Below are 18,821 nucleotides of genomic sequence, written 5' to 3' on the forward strand. Positions count from 1 at the left end.
ACTATCAACTTTTAAAGATTTGAATGGAGGCTTTCCTTGTGTATTTTGTAGATCGTAATAAAATCACAAAAAATTTACAGTACTTAGATGGGCTATTAACTATTTTGGAAACAGAGGATAACTGGCTTCAGAATGATATAAAGAAATTAGCTATCGAGCGAATTGGACACAACATTATGGAGTCAATGATGGATGTAGGAAATTTAATGATTGACGGTTTCATTATGCGCGATCCAGGAAGCTACGAGGATATTATTGATATTTTAGTCGATGAAAAAGTTGTAGCTGCTGATTTGGAAGCACCATACAAAGCAGTTGTTGGCTTACGTAAAATGCTTGTGCGTGAGTTTATAGAGGTAGATATCCAAGAGGTTATCCATGTACTAACAGCTAATCTAACAGCTTTAAAGCAGTTCTCGCCAGCAGTTCATAATTATTTAACAAATGAATTAGGACCTGTTTCAGCATTTTTGCCAGAGGATCATCAATGAAACAATATAAGGCCTATTGCTTTGATTTAGATGGAACTGTCTACCGTGGGAAGGAAGGTATTCCTTCTGCGGTAGCTTTTATTCATCGTTTACAGCAAGCAGGAATTGAGCCATTCTATGTAACGAATAATTCTTCGAAGACGCGAGAACAACTGCAAGAAGCTTTACTGTCTATTGGTGTGAACGCGCCATTAGAGCATATTTATTCAAGTGCATTGGTCACAGCAAAGTATGTGGCCTTACATTTTCCAAGCAAGAAAGTAGCCATGATGGGTACAGATGGTATTCGTCAGGCACTACTCAATGAAAATATTGTGCCTGTTGAGGATGAGCCCGATGTATTTGTTATGGGGATTGATCGTACGCTTGATTATATGGCACTAGCTAGGGCAACGGTTTTTGTTCAGCAAGGAGCAACCTTTATTGCCACGAATCAGGATATTAAATTCCCAACAGAATATGGGTTCTTACCAGGCAATGGTTCTTTTGCACGCTTGGTAGGAGAAGTTGCAGATGTTGAACCAATCTATATTGGTAAGCCATCGCCAGCCATGCTGGAAGTAATTGCTACCGAGCATGGGATTGCGAAAGAAGACATGGTAATGATCGGTGATAATTATGATACGGACATTATGTGTGGTATTCGTTTTGGCTGTGACACCATTCATGTGAATACTGGGGTGACGCCTACAAAGACTGTCCTCGAAAAAGAATGCCAACCTACATATGTAGTGGACGTACTAAAGTAATAAAAGGATGTTTATGCTAATTTTCAGCATAACATCCTTTTTATTTGTTCAAATTTATTCATATAGGCATTTTAGAAAACTACCATAAAGGATTTTCTTCGATAAATTGATAAATGGCTTTCGTTAATTCATCAGGAGAATCAGCTTCTACTAATTCACCGTTTACAATTGCATAAAAGGATTCTGAGCACTTTGTACAATAACTGAGGCAGCCATATTCCAAAACGTCGATGTTTGGATCGCGTTCGAGTACTTCATAAGTTGCTTGAGAGCCATTTGCTAAATTACTTATACAAAATTCAACCATTGGATTCATCCATGTCACCTCACCAAAGTAATGCTACTCGGTTTTGCGATTTTCGTCAATTATTTATGTTTAAGAGAAAAGAAACGTTTTTTAATAAAAGATAAAGGGAATTTGTTATTAATGGCTTAAAAATCAATAGAAATGAACAGGTTTTCGTTTATTTTGTGAAATCTTTCACAAAATTTCATTCTGATATTGTGAAACTTCTCACAATCGGTTATACTCGTTTGTGGATACTTTGTGAACAATTATTAAAAGAGATATAAAAGGAGACTATTATGGGAAAATTAGTACTTTTAGGTGGCGGCTACGGCAATATGCGTGTCATGCTTCGTCTATTAAACAGCCTACCATTAGACAGAGAGGTAGTTATAGTAGATAGAGCCCCTTTCCATAGTTTAAAAACAGAGTTTTATGCATTGGCGGCAGGGACAGCAACAGATAAAGAAATTCGTGTAAGCTTCCCAGAGCATGAACGTTTAACAGCCGTATATGGAGAAGTCGTTGAAATTAATCGTGCGGAAAAAGTAGTCATTCTTGAAGACGGACAACGTATAGAATATGATGATTTAGTCATCGGGCTTGGCTGTGAAGATAAATATCATGGTGTACCAGGTGCGGAAGAGTATACGTACAGCATTCAAACAATGGGCAAATCACGTGCAACATTCCAAGCACTTTGTGGGTTACCAGCTGGATCTACAGTTGGAATTATAGGGGCTGGCTTAAGTGGAATCGAGCTTGCAAGTGAGCTACGTGAAAGTCGCTCAGATTTAAAAATCAAGCTATTTGACCGTGGTCAACGTATATTGAAAGATTTTCCAGAAAAACTAAGTAAGTATGTAAAGGATTGGTTTGTTAAGCATAATGTTGATGTTGTTGCCAATTCAAATATTACAAGAGTAGAGCCAGGTAAAATTTTTAACCATGATGATGAAATTTTACTCGATGCAGTGGTTTGGACTGCTGGTGTTCAGCCAGTCAAAATTGTTCGTGATATGGATGTTGAAAAAGATAAACATGACCGTCCACTTGTCACACAGTATTTTAATTTACTGGATGATGAACATGTCTATGTTGTAGGAGATTGTGCTTCATCAGATTTAGCCCCAACAGCACAATTAGCAGAGGAACAAGCGGAGCAAATTGTGAAAGTACTTCGTATGCGTTGGAAAGGTGAACATTTACCAGAGAAGATGCCAGATATTAAATTAAAAGGCTTCATGGGGGCTCTTGGTAAAAAACAAGGCTTTGTATACTTAGCTGATACAACAGTAACGGGGCGTATCGCTCGCTTAATGAAATCAGGATTATTATGGTATTACAAACGTCAAAATGATTAATTAGCTAAAAGGGATTGTTTCAAAAATTATTTTGATACAATCCCTTTATTTTTGTTAAACCGTTTCGTCTGGAACAAACCCTAAATTTTCAAGCGCTGTAAATACAGGCTTTAATTGGACATAGCCCTCTCCAACTACCTCATTGTTAATAAGGACAAGGGGATAGAAAAATTCATCATCTTGAATACGTGATGCATACTCTTGATCGCGTTCATTCTCAATTGGCCCTTCAATATCGATATAGCGAATATCATATACTTGATCTGGATATTTCCGATTGATGGCCGCTTGTAGCCATTCATATGTATCCTTGGAAGATGGGGCATTGACACAGCTAGCACATATGACAGCTGTTCCATAAATTTCAATCATAGGTTTTGTTGATGGCATAGTATTTTCTCTCCTTGTGATTCAATATTGGATTTTTTCTGTTGCTAACATTATAATCATTATAAGGAAAGGAGTCGAGATAAATGGCAGAAGCAACAATTAACGACCAAGTTCAAGAGGTATTAGATAAATTACGTCCATTCTTACTACGTGACGGTGGAGACTGTGAATTAGTAGATGTTGAGGATGGCGTTGTGAAATTACGTTTATTAGGTGCTTGTGGCAGTTGCCCAAGTTCTACGATTACATTAAAAGCTGGTATTGAACGAGCATTATTAGAAGAAGTACCAGGTATTGTAGAAGTAGAGCAAGTATTCTAAGCCTTTCTAAAAAGTTCTAGCTGTTAAGCTAGAACTTTTTTATCTCCCTATATATGACGCGCATGTTCTTTTTCTTCACGAATAATAGTCCACTGTTCTTTCGCCATATCTATAATTTTTGCCTCACCACCGACACTTTGTTTTTCAATGACTCTAGAAAAGAAGCGTGTCGCATTTTCAATATCTCCAATACGTCTAGATAATTCAGCAATCATATACATAATTCGGACGGCTGACATTTGTGTGGAGCTGTAGTCCTCGGTTGAATAAGATTCCATATAATAATCACGTGCTAATTTCATAAAGCGCTCTTCTTGTCCACTATTGTTTAAGGAACGATAAAGCCATGCAAGACGTAAAGTTAGTCCAGCAATCGCTACATTTTTTTCTTTTTTAATCGTGCCACAAAGAAACGCTAACTTATAGGCTTGAATGGCTTGAAATACAGTACGTTCACCCTTGAAATCATGATGCACCCATTTTTCTGTAATTTGTGTACGTATATGATCTTGGATACCTGGTGCAAAATATTTTGTAAAATCTTCTGTAAAGGAAAAGCCACAATGCTCACATACAAAAACATTGTAATAAAGAGCATTCACTTCATCTGCATAAATAGGTTGAAAATCTGTTTCTGTATGATCTACTTTAATAAATTTTGAACGCACTTTTAATGTGGGAAATTCTTTTTTGCAATTTAAACATTGAATCTTTTTCTCGTAATATGGTGAAATCTCCATATATATTACCCCCTGCCAAGAATTCGTTGTAACTATTATACCAATGATGTTTTTATTAACATGAATAAAAAATACTATTAATGTGAAAAATATGAGAATTATAACTTAAAATCGACATGAAGCTGAATGTTTGTCATACAATGGTCAAAATTGTTATGATAATACGTAAGAAGGAAGGTGATTGGGATGACAAGTACAAAGCAAATTATAGAAGTGACACAGGCTGCTGGCTTTCATATTAATGAAATGATGGAGCATAATGAAGAACAAGGTTCTTTTTTACGTGTAGTGGTGAATGGTGGCGGCTGTAGCGGGCTATCCTATGGCATGCATTTTGATAAAGAGAAAAAAGAGGATGATTTTGAAGATGTACAGCATGGTTTAACAATTCTTGTTTCCCGTGAAGATGCGCCGATTTTGATGGGAACAAAAATTGACTATAAACAATCGCTAATGGGCGGTGGCTTCACAATCGATAATCCAAATGCCATTGCATCATGTGGCTGCGGCACGTCTTTCAAAACGGCGAAACGTGAAGGTACACCTGAGGTTTGTGAGTAATTCAACGTAATATAAATGTAGAACAAGGATTGTAAATTGCAGTGAAAATCTGAGTGTCACAATCCCGATTATATGTAAACACAACTCTAAATTAGCGTATTTAGGGTTGTGAATACCAAGCCTTTTTGATTTGTATGTTGCAAAACATTACGAATTAAGGAGGCTTTTTTAATAGTCCAAAGCAAATTAATCTCTATTATCAAGAGAATTTTTACATTCCTTTTCACTATATTTTGTCTCACCCTCAAATATTTCAGTAACACCATCTAATGAAAGTCTGTCTTTTTCGCAAAATTGCTGAACTTGTTTTCCCTTTTTAGTTATTCCGTAATAATAGGTTGTATTAGGTTCATCTTTAAAAATAACCATATAATGTCCGTGATAAAAATCTTTATTTATTAAGTGCTTGGGTTCAACAAAATGTGATTCTTCAATTTCTTCGTCTATATATCCCTTCTCTTCTAAATATTCTGGAACATACTTATTAGCAATGTATTTTGTATATGGATTACCGTTGTTTAGAACATAAATAAAACCTGTTGGCAGTGCAAAGACAATAACAGCGATTAGGGTACTAGTTATAATTAATATCTTTTTTTTATTCATCTTACATCCCCCTAAAAATTGTTTTTTTCCTTCTCTTTAATAACGGAATAATCATTATTTACGCACAAGTCCTTGATTGATATGTGATAGACTTTGTTTCGCTTATTGAAAAATGAAAATACCCCCTATTATTCCGAGTGAAATTGAAGCTACAAACCATTTGCTCAATTTACCAACTAAAGTATCTCTTTTTGTGTAATTTTACACCATTTCAGTGTTTAGTCAATTGGTAATTATAATTCTATCTACATTTAACAGCCTATAGGGGTTGATAGTAGAGTAGAAGAGTGTTAGTTTATTGGTGCTACAATGCCATTTGTGAAGCATTACAGGAGTAAGCCTAGGGGCATAACAAAAGGACTTGCATATATGTAAATCAATCATAAACACCAGTCCTAATCTTATTGAACTAAAGCCCCTCGTTAGCGTAATAAAAAGTCTATTTAAATGTAATAAAAAATGGATGATTATTTTTATCTAAACATATTAAAAGTTCCTCTTTAAAGTCATCATTTCTTATCAGTTTTAGTGCCTCTTCAATGCTAAAAAAACCAACCTCTAAACTTTCTTTGCTTGTTTTTAAACGTCCATTTATAGGTGTTCCTAACCACCACATATTACATATATTTCTTTCTAACTCTTGTGAGGCTCCACAAAATCCAATAATATCAATGTTTATTCCTGTTTCTTCTTTAACCTCTCTAATCACTGCACTCTTTATATTCTCATTTTCTTCTACAATCCCACCTGGTAACTCCCAACCCCGATTAGGATCCTTTTTTAATAAAATCCTCTTATGTTCATCAAGAACTATCGCACCTGATGTAATAATAAATCGATTCATAGAAACACCACCTACCATATCATTATCTATCTTGAACTAAACTGCCACGTTAGCTCAATAAGAAAAAAAGAGCTGCTTATGCAACTCAATAATCTTTAAGTAAAGCCCCCGTTTGAACAAGAAATGCTCCCAAACCAAAGTTTTGTTATCTAACTTTGGTTTGGGAACGTAATTCAATTGTGGTCGTATAGAAAGTACAAGATACTATTTCTTAAAACATTATTTACTATACCATTTGCTATCAAGTTGAAATATTTCTCCATCTTTTGTTACACGATAAGTCACTCCTATTTTTGGTGTAGACTTATTACTTACATCATAATCACCTAATTGAATGGCATCGTCGTAGTTTCTTGAATAAATAATAAACTCTTCATTTGGATATGTGTTCTGTAAATATTCCTCTAATTCATCATATCGATTTGCATGAAGGTTTGAAAGTATAGTAGGATAGATTGCGACAAAAACAATATAACTACTGACAATTATACTAACGATAGTTCGTGCAATCTTTTTTCTTTTTCGAAAAACTATAAATAATAAAGCGACAGGTATTGAAATAATCACTGCAATCAAAATTAAAAAAAGAGAATCTTGTGGTTTCAAAAAAATCACCTCATTAAATTAAATGACACCAAAATTCTTCACCAATTGTAGGTTTACTCTATGCTTTGGTAGAAAATTCTCTCAAGAAAAATATAAAATTTGTTTAAATTCCAGGGTGGTTAGTTTACATTCGAGCTATTTTTTATGGGATAAATAGAAGAAAAAAACGTTTGTATAATACTTGAAAAGAACAACATAACTATCGAGCCTCTTTGTTCATGACGACAGAATATTTAAAATTTATAATACCAAAAAATCGCTATTTCATTAGCTGAAGGGAAGTTTGAATAGAGCATCGTATCAACTGTGCCTATAACAAAATTTTTTTTGCATAAAAATTACAAGCTGATACATTAATATCTTGTGTTTCAAGCATCAGGCCACACATGTTATTCACCTTTGCCCATTCCATCGGTCGATTAATGCTGTTCCAACACCATTTTTCCTATAAGCTGTTCCAACAGCAATGTCTTCAATAAGTCCATATCCATTCCAATTCGAGCGGAGCTTAATTTTTCCAAAACAGTTGTGATCAACGTTATAAAAAATACAGCTTTCCCCTTATCTTCAACATAACTAATGTTATTTCATCATCTTCATATTTTTTTTAGTATGGTGTAGAAAATATTTCTTCTGTATAGGTCCAAACATTATTTTCATAGGTCGGTATAATTCTTCCAAAGACCTTGAAACCCTCGTTGCATTTATTAAAGTCTTTCATATTTTAATGATCATTTTAGTCTCCTTCCTATAGAAAGTGAGAATAAGATTTTAAGAACAGAATATTAAATCTATTCTGAATTGTAACAGGTTATAATGAATAAGGGGAGCAATATGGTAATTATTTATCAGAGGAAATGACTTTTCTAAACAATTGAGAAGATGAGAATCATACAACTGTGTGCAGTATAATAGATCATCAAAATAAAGTACTTTTAAAGAAAGATTCTACTAGAGGTTGGGAGTTGCCAGGGGGGTGTGTAGAAAAGGAAGAAACGTTTAAAGAAGCGGCTATTCGAGAGATGAAAGAGGATAAATGTGTATTAGGTTCTAAGAAAAGGCGTTTTTCCATTAAGCTAAATAGACTTTTCACGCTCAGTAAATTTTGCCCCATTTAGCATTGCTAGCTGATAAATTGCTCTTTTTTCGTCGAGGCCAAATTGTCCGTTTTCCATGATTACAAATTTTTCATTGTTTGTTGTTTGAAAGTAATATGTTCCCACTGTACCTATTTCATATTCATAGATAACCTCATGTATATCTTGCCATTTGTAAATAGTTTGATGGTGATACTGTTGAAAAACGATTTGATCCTTTTGTATCGCGCTATAGCTTGAAAAAGAATAATAACCTAATACGAAGCTGCTTAAGGTGATTGCAGACGAAATGACGTAAATATATGGATTTCTTTTTAATCCGAGGACAATCAAAGCTAATACTATCAATCCGAAGGCTATTAAAAGCATAATAAAGTTGCTAGGAGGAGTAATCAGTACGACATTATCTTTATTAAAATAAAATGTATGGGATATAGTTAAGGGCATAAAAAAGCCTAGAAAAGGAGTTAATATCGCTAACATAAGTGCTGCTATAAAGTACTTTGCTCGTGGTGAGAATGCATTTAACATAAAATTCACCTCCTAAATAAGAATTTATAGTTATTTTAAGTGTAACATATTTACAAAATACATATTATAAAATCGGTCGTAAAATTCAGAATAAATGCTTCATTCCATAGAAAGTGAGCAGGTATAATAGGTAGATAGAGGTGAGGGTTATGAGAAAAGATCGAGGGAAAATATGGTTAGGTGTATCAGGTGTTACAGTTAATGAGCTTGGGCAATGGTTGGTTGTAAAGAAGGCTTATAGTGGTTTGAAGGGGCGTTGGTCATTGCCAGCAGGTTTTGTTAATGCAGGAGAAACGGTGGATGAGGCGGTCATTCGTGAAATCAAAGAAGAAACAGGCATCGATTGTAGAGTCTCAGGCTTAATTGGATTTAGAACAGGTGTTATCCGTGATGACATCAGTGATAATATGGCCATTTTTTATTGTCGAATGCTAGATGAGCAGCAGCAGGTATGTATTCAGGAAAATGAAATTTTAGAAGCTAAATGGTTGTACCCTAATGAGCTAGCCCAAGATGAATCAACATCTGTTATGTTAAAGGAAATGGCTTCCAATCAATTTGAAAGACATCAACTAGAGGCGATAGAAGGGATTAATCCAGGTGATATTTTTGGTTATACCTCTTATCGTTTATTCTTTAAAAAATAATATGACCTTTAGGAGGTGACCTTTGATGGAGCTGTTTTTATTTATGTTAGAGCGAGTTGGGCTGATCATTGTGTTTGCCTTTTTAATGTCAAGATGGCGACTCTTTCGAGAAAAGCTGTTTCAGGAGCAAGGAACGAAAGAGAAAATATGGCTCATCATTATCTTTAGTAGCCTATGTATTATCAGCAGTTATACAGGGATTAAAATTGAAAGTGGGACAATCCATCCTTTAAATCAGATGATACATAGTACGATCAATGCGGAGGAGGCCATTGCTAATACGAGATTAATTGGTGTCGCCATTGCAGGAATTTTTGGTGGACCACTTGTTGGTGTATGTGTAGGAATTATTGCAGGTATTCACCGAATTACACTTGGTGGTTTTACAGCAATAGCCTGCGGTATTTCAACGATTCTAGCTGGCTTTATTACAGGTGGTTTAAGTAAACGCTTTAAAATACGTCAAACTTTTTCCTATAAGAAAGCAGTCATCATCGGCATCTGTGCGGAAACAATTCAAATGCTGGTGATTTTAGTAGTTGCGAAGCCATTTGAGCAGGCTTTGCAGTTAGTCTCATTAATTGCAATGCCGATGATTTTAATGAATGCCTTTGGGATATTTTTATTTTTCATGATTATTAAAACGTTTATTGATGAAGAGGAGCGAACAAAGGCGTTACAAACCCATCAAGCTTTTTCAATTGCCCAACAAACAATTGAGCATTTTCGTAAGGGCTTGAATGAAGAATCATGCCAAACGGTTGCAGAAATTATTAAAAGAGAAATAAAAGTAGATGCGGTCGCTATTACCGATAAAAATGGGGTGCTTGCACATGTTGGCGTTGGTGAGGATCATCATTTAATTCATCGAGAAATTATGACAGCTTTGACAAAACGAGTATTAGAGGAAGGCAAAATTTTAATGGCTACATCTGAAAAAGAAATTCAATGTCCACACGCTAGCTGCCCATTAAGTGCTGCCATTGTCTTGCCCCTGAAGGTACAGCATCGAACAGTTGGAAGCTTAAAGCTTTATTTCACTAAAGCAGATTCTTTGACAGGGGTGAAGAAGGAGCTAGCAGAGGGTTTGAGTAGACTATTTTCCTCACAGCTTGAATATGCTGAAATTGAGCAACAGCGAAAATTATTAAAGGATGCTGAAATCAAGGCATTACAAGCACAAGTTCATCCACATTTCTTCTTTAATAGTCTAAATACTATTTCAAGCTTGATTCGGACAGATGCAGATGAGGCAAGAGCGTTATTAATCAAGCTTAGTACATTTTTTAGAAGCAATTTGCAGGGCGCACGACAAATGCTTATTCCATTAAAAAATGAAATTGATCATGTTGAAGCTTATTTATCTATTGAGCAAACACGGTTTCCAAATCGTTACGAAGTTGAATTTATCATGGATGAAACACTCTTTGATGTGCAAATTCCTCCATTTACCTTACAGCCTCTTGTCGAGAATGCTATTTATCATGCCTTTAAAAATCGTAAAGAAGGCAAAATTTATGTCAAAGTACAACGCGTGAATGATAAGCTACTGCTGTTGACCGAGGATAATGGGTGTGGCATGAGGAAAGAACAGGTGAAACAACTAGGTAAACGTATTATGGAATCGGAACAAGGGACAGGCACGGCTTTATGGAATATTTATCAGCGAATTCATGAAATTTACGGTTCGGAGGCTGATTTTTATATAACAAGTACGTTAGATGTGGGCACAAAAATTATGATTCAACTGCCGTTGAAGGCTACTAGATGGGAGTAGAAGAATTTGAATGTATATATTGTGGATGATGAACCCTTAGCACGCGCGGAACTGCGTTATTTATTAGAGCAAACAGCATTAGTGAATGTTTGTGGTGAATCTGAAAATCTTGAGGAATTGTGCAAAGCGTCACAGCTTGAAGAAGTCGATTGTATATTTTTAGATATTGAATTAGGCATGAACAATGGACTTGACTTAGCTAAACAATTATTACTGAATGCGCAGAGACCTGAAATTATTTTTGCTACAGCTTACGATGACTATGCTTTGCAGGCATTTGAAGTCAATGCATTCGATTATATATTGAAACCCTTTGAGGCACAAAGGGTACAAACGGCCGTGGAAAAACTGTTAGCTAAAAAAAGAGCTGCTCAGGCAAAAACATTGGAGGAGTTAAAGGTGTCGCAGCTGGACAAGCTCGATAAATTAACCGTTTATGCAAACGATCGAATTTTGTTACTGAAAATACAGGATATTTTGTATTGCACCTCTGAGGATAGTAAAACGGTTGTTGTGACAGAGCAGGGGCGCTTTATTGCTTCCGAATCATTGGCTGCGTTAGAAAAAAGACTTACCTTAAAAGGCTTTGTACGTGTCCATCGTGCATATATTGTCAATTTAGAGCATATTGTGGAACTTGAGCCTTGGAGTAGTTCGAAATTTAATTTAATCGTGCACAACAGACATGCCATTCCTGTCAGTAGGCTGTATATGAAGGATGTACGGAAAATTTTTGACCTATCGAGGTAGTTGCATTTCAACGGACAAATACTACCTTTCAACTTTAATTTCTGACATTTCAGTTATTTTGAGAATAATAGGGACATTCCTTTGCTATGATGTGGAAAAAGTAAAAGGGGTGTTTGCATGAATGCGATTACAATAGTGATAGGGTCTATTTGTATTTTGATGATCAGCTATCGTTTGTATGGCATTTTCTTTACAAAGAAGGTACTCAAAATAAAAGATGATACGCCCACCCCAGCCCACGCTTTGGAAGATGGTAAAGACTATGTTCCGACGAATAAATGGGTAACCTTTGGGCATCATTTTGCAGCGATTGCAGCAGCAGGACCTTTAGTTGGACCAATCCTAGCCGCACAGTTTGGATATTTACCTGGACTTCTATGGCTATTAATCGGGGCAGTAATTGGTGGGGCAGTTCATGATGCTGTTGTTTTATTTGCATCCATGCGTCATGGTGGTAAATCCCTATCTGAAGTGATGAAGGAGGAGTTAGGCCCTATCGCAGGTTTCTGTACAGGCCTTGCGATGCTATTCATTATTACGATTACAATGGCAGGTCTTTCGATGGTGGTGTTAGGTGCTTTAGAGCGCAATCCATGGGGAACGTTTGCGGTAGGTATAACGATACCAATCGCCATGCTTGTGGGTATTGCCTATCGTAAAACAGGCAATTTAATTGTTACATCTACTATAGGCTTTATTTTATTAATGATTGGGGTATTTATCGGACCGCTTATTCAAGGCACAGCATTCGGTGACTTTTTAACATTTGATCGGGAGACATTAGCTATCATCTTACCGATCTATGCCTTTTTCGCCGCTGCGTTACCTGTGTGGCTATTATTAGCACCTCGTGATTATTTAAGTAGTTTCATGAAGATTGGGGTATTTATTGCACTAATTATTGGCGTTTTCTTTGTTAATCCTGCTATTCAATTCCCTCCATTGACAGAGTTTATTCATGGTGGTGGACCAGTAATTGCCGGTCCTGTGTGGCCGTTTGTCTCTATTACAATTGCCTGTGGTGCCATTTCTGGCTTCCATGCTTTTGTAGGCTCAGGAACAACGCCTAAGATGATTGATCGTTGGGAGGATATTCGTATTGTAGGCTTTGGCGCTATGTTAGTAGAGTCACTAGTAGGTGTGATGGCTTTAATCGCAGCTACTGCTCTTCATCCAGCCGACTATTTTGCGATTAACTCAGCACCAGCTGTGTTTGCTACATTAGGGATGGAGCCCGTTCATCTACAAGCATTGTCTCAAAGTATCGGCATGGACTTGGAAGGACGAACAGGAGGTGCTGTAACGCTAGCAGTGGGCATGACAGATATCTTTACAGGTATTCCTTGGTTCGCAGAGTTATCTTCGTACTTCTATCAATTTGTCATTATGTTTGAGGCAGTTTTCATTCTTACAGCCATTGATGCTGGAACAAGGGTAGCTCGTTATTTAATACAGGACTTTGGTGGCAATGTATATAAACCACTGAAGCGTACCAATTGGGTACCAGGTACAATTTTTGCTAGTGCACTTGCCTGCTTTATGTGGGGCTATTTATTGTATTCAGGGGATATTAGCTCTATCTGGGTATTATTCGGTGTATCCAATCAGCTCATGGCAGCCATTGGTCTAGTATGTGGAGTAACGATGGTATTGAAGGTCGCAGATAAACGCATCTATGCATTGACATGCTTTATCCCATTGGCTTATTTATACATTACGGTCAACGTTGCAGGCTATTGGATGATTAAAAATGTATACTGGAATCCAGCCGCTGCAGGTTTTAATATGTTAAATGGGATTTTATCAGTTATCATGCTAATGCTTGGCTTCTTAATTGTGCTGACAGCATTTAAAAAATGGGCACAGCTTTGGAAATCACCAAAGTTTTTAGTAGCTCAATCAACTTCATAAAATCATTGAAACTATTGAAGATAAGCATTTGTCTTCAATAGTTTTTTGATGAAAAAGCATCTACGGTGAAGGAGAAGCAAATACCCGAGGAAGAAGCAAATACCCCTAAATTTAAAGATCAACCATAGATGATCGATTAATGATTTTCCCAAATATGACGAACAAGCGAAAACAAGGATATGTTCATTGAAAGCGGTGTCGTAATCATGTAAACTAATGAGAGGAAAACGGAGGTTATACATACATGGATGGTCCAGTTTCATTAGTACAGTTAATCATTTCTATTTTGTTATTTTTCGTCATGTTTTTTGGTATCGGATTCTTGTTAAATATGCTGTTACGGATGACATGGTTAATGGCAATTGTGTATCCAATTGTTGTCATCTTTATTGTAGATGAAGTAAGCTTCTTAGATTATATTTTTAAGCCAGGCTCTGCATTCCCAGCATTAATTGATAAATTACAGGCACTTCAGTTTGTGGATATTGCTATTTTATCAGGTGGCTTTGCGGGTTCTATTGTGGCGGGTATCGTGATGATTTATTTACGTAAAAGTGGCTATCGAATGTTCTAACGTGCTTAGTATTCTTTCTTCAACTGAAGGGGGAATACTTTTTTTATACAAAAAAACACAGCCTCCCTCTAGAGGATGTGTTTATGTCTGTTAGATAAAAAACTCGTAGGTTATGATGGCGATAAAAATACCCGTGAGAGCCCCAAAAAATACTTCACTTCGTTTATGGCCTAATAGTGTTTTTAATTCCTCCAATTTTTCTTGTCCGTCCATCTGTGGCCATTTTTTTAAATCATGAAGCAATGTTTGGAAATCCTTACGTAGTTGATTTAAAATGGCTGCATGCTGCCCTGCTTGGTAACGAACACCACTAGCATCATACATCACAATAATGGAAAACATGGCGGCTACCGCAAAAATGGGGGATTCCAAACCCGTCTCATAGGCAATTGAGGTTGCCAATCCAGTGACAGAAGCAGAGTGAGAACTAGGCATTCCACCTGTTGACGTAAAAAGTCCCCATTTTACTTGTCTGGTCATTAAAAAATGAATGGGGATTTTAACAAACTGTGCAAAGAGAACCGCAAAGAGGGCAATTAGTAATGGGGTATTTTGGAGTAAACTCAATTTCATCACAACCTTCGCAAATAATTGCTTTTATTATAACATTCATTATTTTCTAAAAGAAGATATAGGCAAATATTACGCGCTTTTCAGAAACTTCGTTATAATAGTATATGGAATGGAGGAATTTACATGCATATTGTAAAAGAAGCAAAAACATTTGAAACGATTTCTACAGAACTATTAGTGGTAGGAGTCACAAAACATCGTGAACAAATGCAGGACTGGGCAAGCTTTTCATCTTTTTACGGTGAAACCCTTGATACATGGATTAGTGCAGGAGACGTCTCAACTGAATTAAAGAAACTAACGAAATTACCATTTGTGAAAAACCATAACAACCTGAAACGTATTGTATTTGTAGGTTTAGATGAGCGTAAAAACCTAACAGAAGGTGATATTCGCGCAGCATTTGGTTTAGTAGGAAAAGAATTAAGAGCTTTAAAAGTAAAAGAGTATTCCATCTGGCTTGAATCATTTACAACAGAGTCAATTTCAACAGCAGATGTAGCATTTTTAGCGGGTGAAGGAATTGGCCTTGGCTATTATGCTGTTCCACATTATAAAACAACTTCAAACGAAGTAGATAAACGTATTGATGCTGTTCACCTTGTGACTACAGCAGAGGATTTAGATGAAGTGGTGGCAAGCTTTGAGGTAGGTGTGATTTATGCAGATGCTGTCAATGAAGCTCGTAGCTTAATTAATTTACCTCCAAATCTACTTACAGCTACGGATTTAGCTAACTATGCACAATCTCTAGCTGTGGAATACGATTTTGAAGTAGAGATATTAGATAAAGCACAATTAGAGGAATTAGGTATGGGTGGTATATTATGTGTTAACCAAGGCTCTTATGAAGAACCACGATTAATTACCTTAAAATATAAAGCGACTGAAGATTTTGAAGATCCGATTGGTCTTGTTGGTAAGGGTGTAACGTATGATACAGGCGGCTATTCTTTAAAACCAAAGGATTCTATGGTTGGTATGAAAGGTGATATGGGCGGTGCTGCTGCTGTACTTGGTGCGATGAAAATTATCGGCGAATTACGTCCAAATAAAAATGTTGTAGCCGTTATCGGTTCTACAGATAATATGGTGTCGGATACAGCGTTTAAACCAGATGATGTGATTACGACGTACAGTGGAAAAACGGTAGAAGTATTAAATACGGATGCAGAAGGGCGTTTAGTTCTGGCAGATGCAACTACATATGCTAAACAGCAAGGGGTTACTTCACTGATCGATGTTGCTACTTTAACTGGAGGCGTTATTACTGCACTAGGTATGGATAAAACAGGTGCACTTGCAAATGATGATGCATTTTTTGAAGCATTTATGGAAGCTGCAAAAGAGACAGATGAATTTGTTTGGCGTATGCCTTTAACAGAAAATGATAAAAAACGAATTCGAAAATCAGATGTAGCTGATTTAAATAACTCACCTGGTCGTGATGGTCATATGATTTTCGGCGGCGGTTTTGTGGGCGAATTTGTTGGTGATACACCATGGATTCACCTGGATATAGCAGGCACATCAGATGCAGTAGCTGTACATGATTTAGGACCTAAGGGTGGTACTGGTGTTATGGTCCGTACACTCGCGAATTTTGTCCAACGTTTAGGGGAAGAAAAATAATAAACTGTGTCAATCAGCGGGAGTTTATTCTCGCTGATTTTTTGTAATTTACGCACTAATCCCGTTAGAATAGGCATTCTACATATGATAGATGTATCTTCCTTCATACGATAGAGTAAAAAGGGGAGGTAGCATATGCGCAATTTCGGAGGTTATCCAGGCGGAGGATTTGGAGGCTTTATTTGGCCATTTGGCGCACCGTTTTTTGGTGGTTTTTTAGGCAGTTTCCTTGGCTCTCAATTTAATCAATATCCTTACAATCCATATTATCCAAACTATCGACCATATCCACCAGGTCCATATTTTCGACCAGGTCCGCGATATCGTAGACCATGGTAAGCACATAATTAGATCAGCCAGTTGTCGATCTTGATATCGACAACTGGTTTTTATTGTGCCTAACGAAGTATCAAATTTGTGTTGACAGAATATACTAAATTATTTATTATTCTTATTATATTACTAAGAATTAAATATGTGGCTGACTAGCAAACTAGAGGCTTTTATTATTCATAGGCATTTTTGTGCCTAAGGGTAATATTAGCCTTTTTTCTTTATCTTAATTTAGTAAAGGTTTTTGTACTGAAAGCAAAGTGTCAGGTTTAGAAAATCGAGGACCATTATTAGTAAGTTTAATCAATCTGAAATGCCATGACAACAAGGCTAATTAACAGAAGGAGTGAGATGAAATGGGGAAAGTGTATATTGTCGGTGCAGGTCCTGGAGATGTTGACCTCCTTACGATTAAAGGATTACGTTGCATTGAATGTGCAGATGTCATTTTATATGACAGACTCATTAATAAAGAGCTATTAGCCTATGCCAAGAAAGACGCTAAATTAATCTTTTGCGGGAAGTTGCCTCAGCAACATGCCATGATTCAGGAGCAAATCAACCAAACGCTTGTTGATTATGCCCAACAAGGATATGTTGTCACAAGATTAAAAGGAGGAGACCCATTTGTTTTTGGTAGAGGGGCAGAGGAGGCAGGTGTGCTAGCGAAGCATCAAATTCCCTTTGAAATTGTGCCTGGTATTACGTCAGGTATAGCAGCTCCAGCATATGCAGGTATTCCTGTCACACATCGTGATTTAGGCTCAAGCTTTGCTATGGTTACTGGGCATATGCAGGATGGAAAAGAAGATGCTATCCGTTGGGAAAGTCTTGCAAAAGGGATTGATACGATTGCCATTTATATGGGTGTTGGTAATCTGCCTTATATCCGTCAACAATTACTCAAATATGGCCGTGATGAAAAAACGCCTGTGGCTGTTATTCACTGGGGAACAGTTTCTACTAAGCAAAGAACTGTTACGGGTACTTTAGCTACAATTGAGGAAATCGTGTGTGTGGAAAAGATTCAAAACCCTAGCATCATATTAGTAGGGAAGGTTGTGACCTTAAGAGAAACCATTCATTGGTTTGAGGAAAACCCAGCACAGCCAATCCAAATAACGGGATAAGGTTGTGGGATTATGCAGGCTATTTTATATATTGCACATGGCAGTCGTGTAAAGGAGGGTGTAGAGCAGGCCGTAAACTTTCTTCAAGGCGTTCAACAAGAAGTGACAGTACCTATTCAGGAAATATGCTTTTTAGAGCTGGCAACACCAACCATTGCAGAAGGCATTGCTAGCTGTATTCGTAAAGGAGCAACAGCGATTGCCGTAATGCCTATTCTCCTACTAGCTGCTCAACACGCAAAGCATGATATTCCGAAAGAAATGGCAAAAGCTCAAAAACTATATCCATATGTAAAGTTTACATATGGTGAGCCTCTTGGCATTCATGAACGATTAATTGACACGTTACAGGCTAGGATAATAGAAAAACTGAAACCTAACAGCAATGCGAGTGTTTTACTCATAGGACGCGGGAGTAGTGATCCAGCCGTCAAGAGGGATTTAGCCAAAATTGCCAAAAGGCTACGTACTAAATATCACTATAAAGCCGTTGATACATGCTTCTTATACGGAATGGGACCAACCTTTGAAGACTGGTTACTGCAAGTTAAAGGGAAGCAACAGCAAATTTTTATTGTCCCTTATTTATTATTTACAGGCATTTTAAGACAAAGTATTGCCAAGCGATTACAAGGCTTTGACAGCCAAAACATTTTGTTATGTGAAAGCTTAGGCTATGACGACAATGTGAAAAAAGTATTAGTGGAACGTATTGATGAATTACTACATTTTAAAGAGGAAGGTGTTTCGTAATGGTAGATAAAAGAACTGAAAATGTAAATCTAGCATTAGATAATGTCCGCCAAATGTTAAATACTGTGAACCACGGATCCATTACATTGATTGTTCAAAATTCCTATGTGGTTCAGATTGAGAAAAAGGAAAAAATAAGGCTTCGATAAATTTAAA

Annotated in this window: 24 protein-coding genes and 1 pseudogene; 16 read left to right on the top strand and 9 right to left on the bottom strand. The window is 36.7% G+C overall.

Annotation, left to right across the window (positions count from 1 at the left end; genetic code table 11):
* The first annotated feature begins 38 nt into the window (after positions 1-38).
* Positions 39-491, top strand: a complete 453-nt coding sequence (locus tag HCH28_RS13070) for a DUF86 domain-containing protein (RefSeq protein WP_009371987.1) — start codon at positions 39-41, stop codon at positions 489-491.
* Complete coding sequence (locus HCH28_RS13075; RefSeq protein ID WP_048394415.1) at positions 488-1,240, top strand: TIGR01457 family HAD-type hydrolase; 753 nt, start codon at positions 488-490, stop codon at positions 1,238-1,240. Before HCH28_RS13070 ends, HCH28_RS13075 begins: the two co-directional genes overlap by 4 nt.
* Positions 1,241-1,319: 79 nt before the next feature.
* Here HCH28_RS13075 and HCH28_RS13080 read toward each other — a convergent pair whose 3' ends face one another.
* Positions 1,320-1,556, bottom strand: coding sequence for a YuzB family protein (locus HCH28_RS13080; RefSeq protein ID WP_004228286.1), 237 nt, complete (start codon positions 1,554-1,556; stop codon positions 1,320-1,322).
* Positions 1,557-1,825: 269 nt separating this feature from the next.
* On the opposite strand from HCH28_RS13080, the gene HCH28_RS13085 reads away from it, so the two are divergent.
* Positions 1,826-2,890, top strand: coding sequence for an NAD(P)/FAD-dependent oxidoreductase (locus HCH28_RS13085; protein WP_004228288.1), 1,065 nt, complete (start codon positions 1,826-1,828; stop codon positions 2,888-2,890).
* A gap of 54 nt (positions 2,891-2,944) precedes the next feature.
* On the opposite strand, the gene HCH28_RS13090 is transcribed toward HCH28_RS13085, so the two are convergent.
* Positions 2,945-3,280 carry a YuzD family protein gene (locus HCH28_RS13090; protein WP_004228290.1) on the bottom strand — a complete coding sequence of 112 codons (336 nt, stop codon included), beginning with the start codon at positions 3,278-3,280 and terminating at the stop codon, positions 2,945-2,947.
* An 83-nt stretch (positions 3,281-3,363) separates the two neighbouring features.
* Between HCH28_RS13090 and HCH28_RS13095 the strand changes: the two genes are divergently transcribed.
* Complete coding sequence (locus HCH28_RS13095; RefSeq protein WP_004228295.1) at positions 3,364-3,600, top strand: NifU family protein; 237 nt, start codon at positions 3,364-3,366, stop codon at positions 3,598-3,600.
* Positions 3,601-3,647: 47 nt separating this feature from the next.
* On the opposite strand, the gene HCH28_RS13100 is transcribed toward HCH28_RS13095, so the two are convergent.
* Entirely contained in the window at positions 3,648-4,340 is a 693-nt protein-coding gene (locus HCH28_RS13100; protein ID WP_221681274.1) for a DUF2225 domain-containing protein, read from the bottom strand.
* Between the two features lie 186 nt (positions 4,341-4,526).
* Between HCH28_RS13100 and HCH28_RS13105 the strand changes: the two genes are divergently transcribed.
* Complete coding sequence (locus tag HCH28_RS13105; RefSeq protein WP_009371985.1) at positions 4,527-4,901, top strand: HesB/IscA family protein; 375 nt, start codon at positions 4,527-4,529, stop codon at positions 4,899-4,901.
* A 186-nt stretch (positions 4,902-5,087) separates the two neighbouring features.
* Here HCH28_RS13105 and HCH28_RS13110 read toward each other — a convergent pair whose 3' ends face one another.
* From HCH28_RS13110 to HCH28_RS25445, 4 genes and pseudogenes are all read right to left on the bottom strand, one after another.
* On the bottom strand, positions 5,088-5,507 hold the full coding sequence (locus tag HCH28_RS13110; RefSeq protein ID WP_221681275.1) for a DUF3139 domain-containing protein: 420 nt from the start codon (positions 5,505-5,507) through the stop codon (positions 5,088-5,090).
* Positions 5,508-5,946: 439 nt separating this feature from the next.
* A complete protein-coding gene (locus HCH28_RS13115; RefSeq protein WP_221681276.1) occupies positions 5,947-6,351 on the bottom strand; it encodes an NUDIX hydrolase in 405 nt (134 codons plus the stop codon).
* Between the two features lie 219 nt (positions 6,352-6,570).
* Positions 6,571-6,957: a hypothetical protein gene (locus HCH28_RS13120; protein WP_221681277.1), complete on the bottom strand. Its 387-nt coding sequence runs from the start codon at positions 6,955-6,957 to the stop codon at positions 6,571-6,573.
* A gap of 233 nt (positions 6,958-7,190) precedes the next feature.
* Positions 7,191-7,678 (bottom strand): annotated as a pseudogene (locus HCH28_RS25445) (GNAT family N-acetyltransferase).
* A gap of 178 nt (positions 7,679-7,856) precedes the next feature.
* Between HCH28_RS25445 and HCH28_RS13130 the strand changes: the two are divergent.
* The gene (locus HCH28_RS13130) at positions 7,857-8,075 is read left to right on the top strand and encodes an NUDIX hydrolase (protein ID WP_082431457.1); all 219 of its coding nucleotides are present in this window, start codon (positions 7,857-7,859) and stop codon (positions 8,073-8,075) included.
* On the opposite strand, the gene HCH28_RS13135 is transcribed toward HCH28_RS13130, so the two are convergent.
* The gene (locus HCH28_RS13135; protein WP_221681278.1) at positions 8,034-8,585 is read right to left on the bottom strand and encodes a hypothetical protein; all 552 of its coding nucleotides are present in this window, start codon (positions 8,583-8,585) and stop codon (positions 8,034-8,036) included. The genes HCH28_RS13130 and HCH28_RS13135 overlap by 42 nt on opposite strands.
* 149 nt (positions 8,586-8,734) lie before the next feature.
* On the opposite strand from HCH28_RS13135, the gene HCH28_RS13140 reads away from it, so the two are divergent.
* The 5 genes from HCH28_RS13140 (at position 8,735) to HCH28_RS13160 (ending at position 14,244) form a co-directional block, all read left to right on the top strand.
* A complete protein-coding gene (locus HCH28_RS13140) occupies positions 8,735-9,232 on the top strand; it encodes an NUDIX hydrolase (RefSeq protein WP_221681279.1) in 498 nt (165 codons plus the stop codon).
* 25 nt (positions 9,233-9,257) lie between these two features.
* Positions 9,258-11,009, top strand: a complete 1,752-nt coding sequence (locus HCH28_RS13145) for a sensor histidine kinase (RefSeq protein WP_221681280.1) — start codon at positions 9,258-9,260, stop codon at positions 11,007-11,009.
* A 6-nt stretch (positions 11,010-11,015) separates the two neighbouring features.
* Positions 11,016-11,759: a LytR/AlgR family response regulator transcription factor gene (locus HCH28_RS13150; RefSeq protein ID WP_221681281.1), complete on the top strand. Its 744-nt coding sequence runs from the start codon at positions 11,016-11,018 to the stop codon at positions 11,757-11,759.
* Positions 11,760-11,876: 117 nt separating this feature from the next.
* Positions 11,877-13,670 carry a carbon starvation CstA family protein gene (locus tag HCH28_RS13155; RefSeq protein WP_221681282.1) on the top strand — a complete coding sequence of 598 codons (1,794 nt, stop codon included), beginning with the start codon at positions 11,877-11,879 and terminating at the stop codon, positions 13,668-13,670.
* Between the two features lie 244 nt (positions 13,671-13,914).
* Positions 13,915-14,244, top strand: a complete 330-nt coding sequence (locus tag HCH28_RS13160; RefSeq protein ID WP_004228336.1) for a YuiB family protein — start codon at positions 13,915-13,917, stop codon at positions 14,242-14,244.
* A 90-nt stretch (positions 14,245-14,334) separates the two neighbouring features.
* Here HCH28_RS13160 and HCH28_RS13165 read toward each other — a convergent pair whose 3' ends face one another.
* Positions 14,335-14,817 (bottom strand): divergent PAP2 family protein, encoded by a 483-nt coding sequence (locus HCH28_RS13165; RefSeq protein WP_221681283.1) that lies wholly within the window; start codon positions 14,815-14,817, stop codon positions 14,335-14,337.
* 123 nt (positions 14,818-14,940) lie between these two features.
* Between HCH28_RS13165 and HCH28_RS13170 the strand changes: the two genes are divergently transcribed.
* From HCH28_RS13170 to HCH28_RS13190, 5 genes are all read left to right on the top strand, one after another.
* Positions 14,941-16,449 carry a leucyl aminopeptidase gene (locus tag HCH28_RS13170; RefSeq protein ID WP_221681284.1) on the top strand — a complete coding sequence of 503 codons (1,509 nt, stop codon included), beginning with the start codon at positions 14,941-14,943 and terminating at the stop codon, positions 16,447-16,449.
* 135 nt (positions 16,450-16,584) lie between these two features.
* On the top strand, positions 16,585-16,788 hold the full coding sequence (locus tag HCH28_RS13175) for a hypothetical protein (RefSeq protein ID WP_016991509.1): 204 nt from the start codon (positions 16,585-16,587) through the stop codon (positions 16,786-16,788).
* Positions 16,789-17,138: 350 nt separating this feature from the next.
* The gene (gene cobA, locus HCH28_RS13180; protein WP_221681285.1) at positions 17,139-17,912 is read left to right on the top strand and encodes a uroporphyrinogen-III C-methyltransferase; all 774 of its coding nucleotides are present in this window, start codon (positions 17,139-17,141) and stop codon (positions 17,910-17,912) included.
* Between the two features lie 12 nt (positions 17,913-17,924).
* Complete coding sequence (locus HCH28_RS13185; protein WP_221681286.1) at positions 17,925-18,665, top strand: sirohydrochlorin chelatase; 741 nt, start codon at positions 17,925-17,927, stop codon at positions 18,663-18,665.
* Positions 18,665-18,814: a YezD family protein gene (locus HCH28_RS13190; protein ID WP_004228347.1), complete on the top strand. Its 150-nt coding sequence runs from the start codon at positions 18,665-18,667 to the stop codon at positions 18,812-18,814. The genes HCH28_RS13185 and HCH28_RS13190 overlap by 1 nt, the downstream gene beginning before the upstream one ends.
* Positions 18,815-18,821: the final 7 nt, after the last annotated feature.

This window comes from Lysinibacillus sp. K60, assembly GCF_019731275.1.
Taxonomy (GTDB): domain Bacteria; phylum Bacillota; class Bacilli; order Bacillales_A; family Planococcaceae; genus Lysinibacillus; species Lysinibacillus capsici.

What these genes read in the sequence shown, in the direction of transcription:
- HCH28_RS13115 (WP_221681276.1), bottom strand. Translation starts at nt 6,351, where the DNA reads ATGAATCGATTTATTATTACATCAGGTGCGATAGTTCTTGATGAACAT.
- HCH28_RS13080 (WP_004228286.1), bottom strand. Translation starts at nt 1,556, where the DNA reads ATGAATCCAATGGTTGAATTTTGTATAAGTAATTTAGCAAATGGCTCT.
- HCH28_RS13170 (WP_221681284.1), top strand. Translation starts at nt 14,941, where the DNA reads ATGCATATTGTAAAAGAAGCAAAAACATTTGAAACGATTTCTACAGAA.
- HCH28_RS13175 (WP_016991509.1), top strand. Translation starts at nt 16,585, where the DNA reads ATGCGCAATTTCGGAGGTTATCCAGGCGGAGGATTTGGAGGCTTTATT.
- HCH28_RS13105 (WP_009371985.1), top strand. Translation starts at nt 4,527, where the DNA reads ATGACAAGTACAAAGCAAATTATAGAAGTGACACAGGCTGCTGGCTTT.
- HCH28_RS13075 (WP_048394415.1), top strand. Translation starts at nt 488, where the DNA reads ATGAAACAATATAAGGCCTATTGCTTTGATTTAGATGGAACTGTCTAC.
- HCH28_RS13095 (WP_004228295.1), top strand. Translation starts at nt 3,364, where the DNA reads ATGGCAGAAGCAACAATTAACGACCAAGTTCAAGAGGTATTAGATAAA.
- HCH28_RS13135 (WP_221681278.1), bottom strand. Translation starts at nt 8,585, where the DNA reads ATGTTAAATGCATTCTCACCACGAGCAAAGTACTTTATAGCAGCACTT.
- HCH28_RS13190 (WP_004228347.1), top strand. Translation starts at nt 18,665, where the DNA reads ATGGTAGATAAAAGAACTGAAAATGTAAATCTAGCATTAGATAATGTC.
- HCH28_RS13100 (WP_221681274.1), bottom strand. Translation starts at nt 4,340, where the DNA reads ATGGAGATTTCACCATATTACGAGAAAAAGATTCAATGTTTAAATTGC.
- cobA (WP_221681285.1), top strand. Translation starts at nt 17,139, where the DNA reads ATGGGGAAAGTGTATATTGTCGGTGCAGGTCCTGGAGATGTTGACCTC.
- HCH28_RS13160 (WP_004228336.1), top strand. Translation starts at nt 13,915, where the DNA reads ATGGATGGTCCAGTTTCATTAGTACAGTTAATCATTTCTATTTTGTTA.
- HCH28_RS13090 (WP_004228290.1), bottom strand. Translation starts at nt 3,280, where the DNA reads ATGCCATCAACAAAACCTATGATTGAAATTTATGGAACAGCTGTCATA.
- HCH28_RS13085 (WP_004228288.1), top strand. Translation starts at nt 1,826, where the DNA reads ATGGGAAAATTAGTACTTTTAGGTGGCGGCTACGGCAATATGCGTGTC.
- HCH28_RS13140 (WP_221681279.1), top strand. Translation starts at nt 8,735, where the DNA reads ATGAGAAAAGATCGAGGGAAAATATGGTTAGGTGTATCAGGTGTTACA.
- HCH28_RS13110 (WP_221681275.1), bottom strand. Translation starts at nt 5,507, where the DNA reads ATGAATAAAAAAAAGATATTAATTATAACTAGTACCCTAATCGCTGTT.
- HCH28_RS13185 (WP_221681286.1), top strand. Translation starts at nt 17,925, where the DNA reads ATGCAGGCTATTTTATATATTGCACATGGCAGTCGTGTAAAGGAGGGT.
- HCH28_RS13165 (WP_221681283.1), bottom strand. Translation starts at nt 14,817, where the DNA reads ATGAAATTGAGTTTACTCCAAAATACCCCATTACTAATTGCCCTCTTT.
- HCH28_RS13155 (WP_221681282.1), top strand. Translation starts at nt 11,877, where the DNA reads ATGAATGCGATTACAATAGTGATAGGGTCTATTTGTATTTTGATGATC.
- HCH28_RS13145 (WP_221681280.1), top strand. Translation starts at nt 9,258, where the DNA reads ATGGAGCTGTTTTTATTTATGTTAGAGCGAGTTGGGCTGATCATTGTG.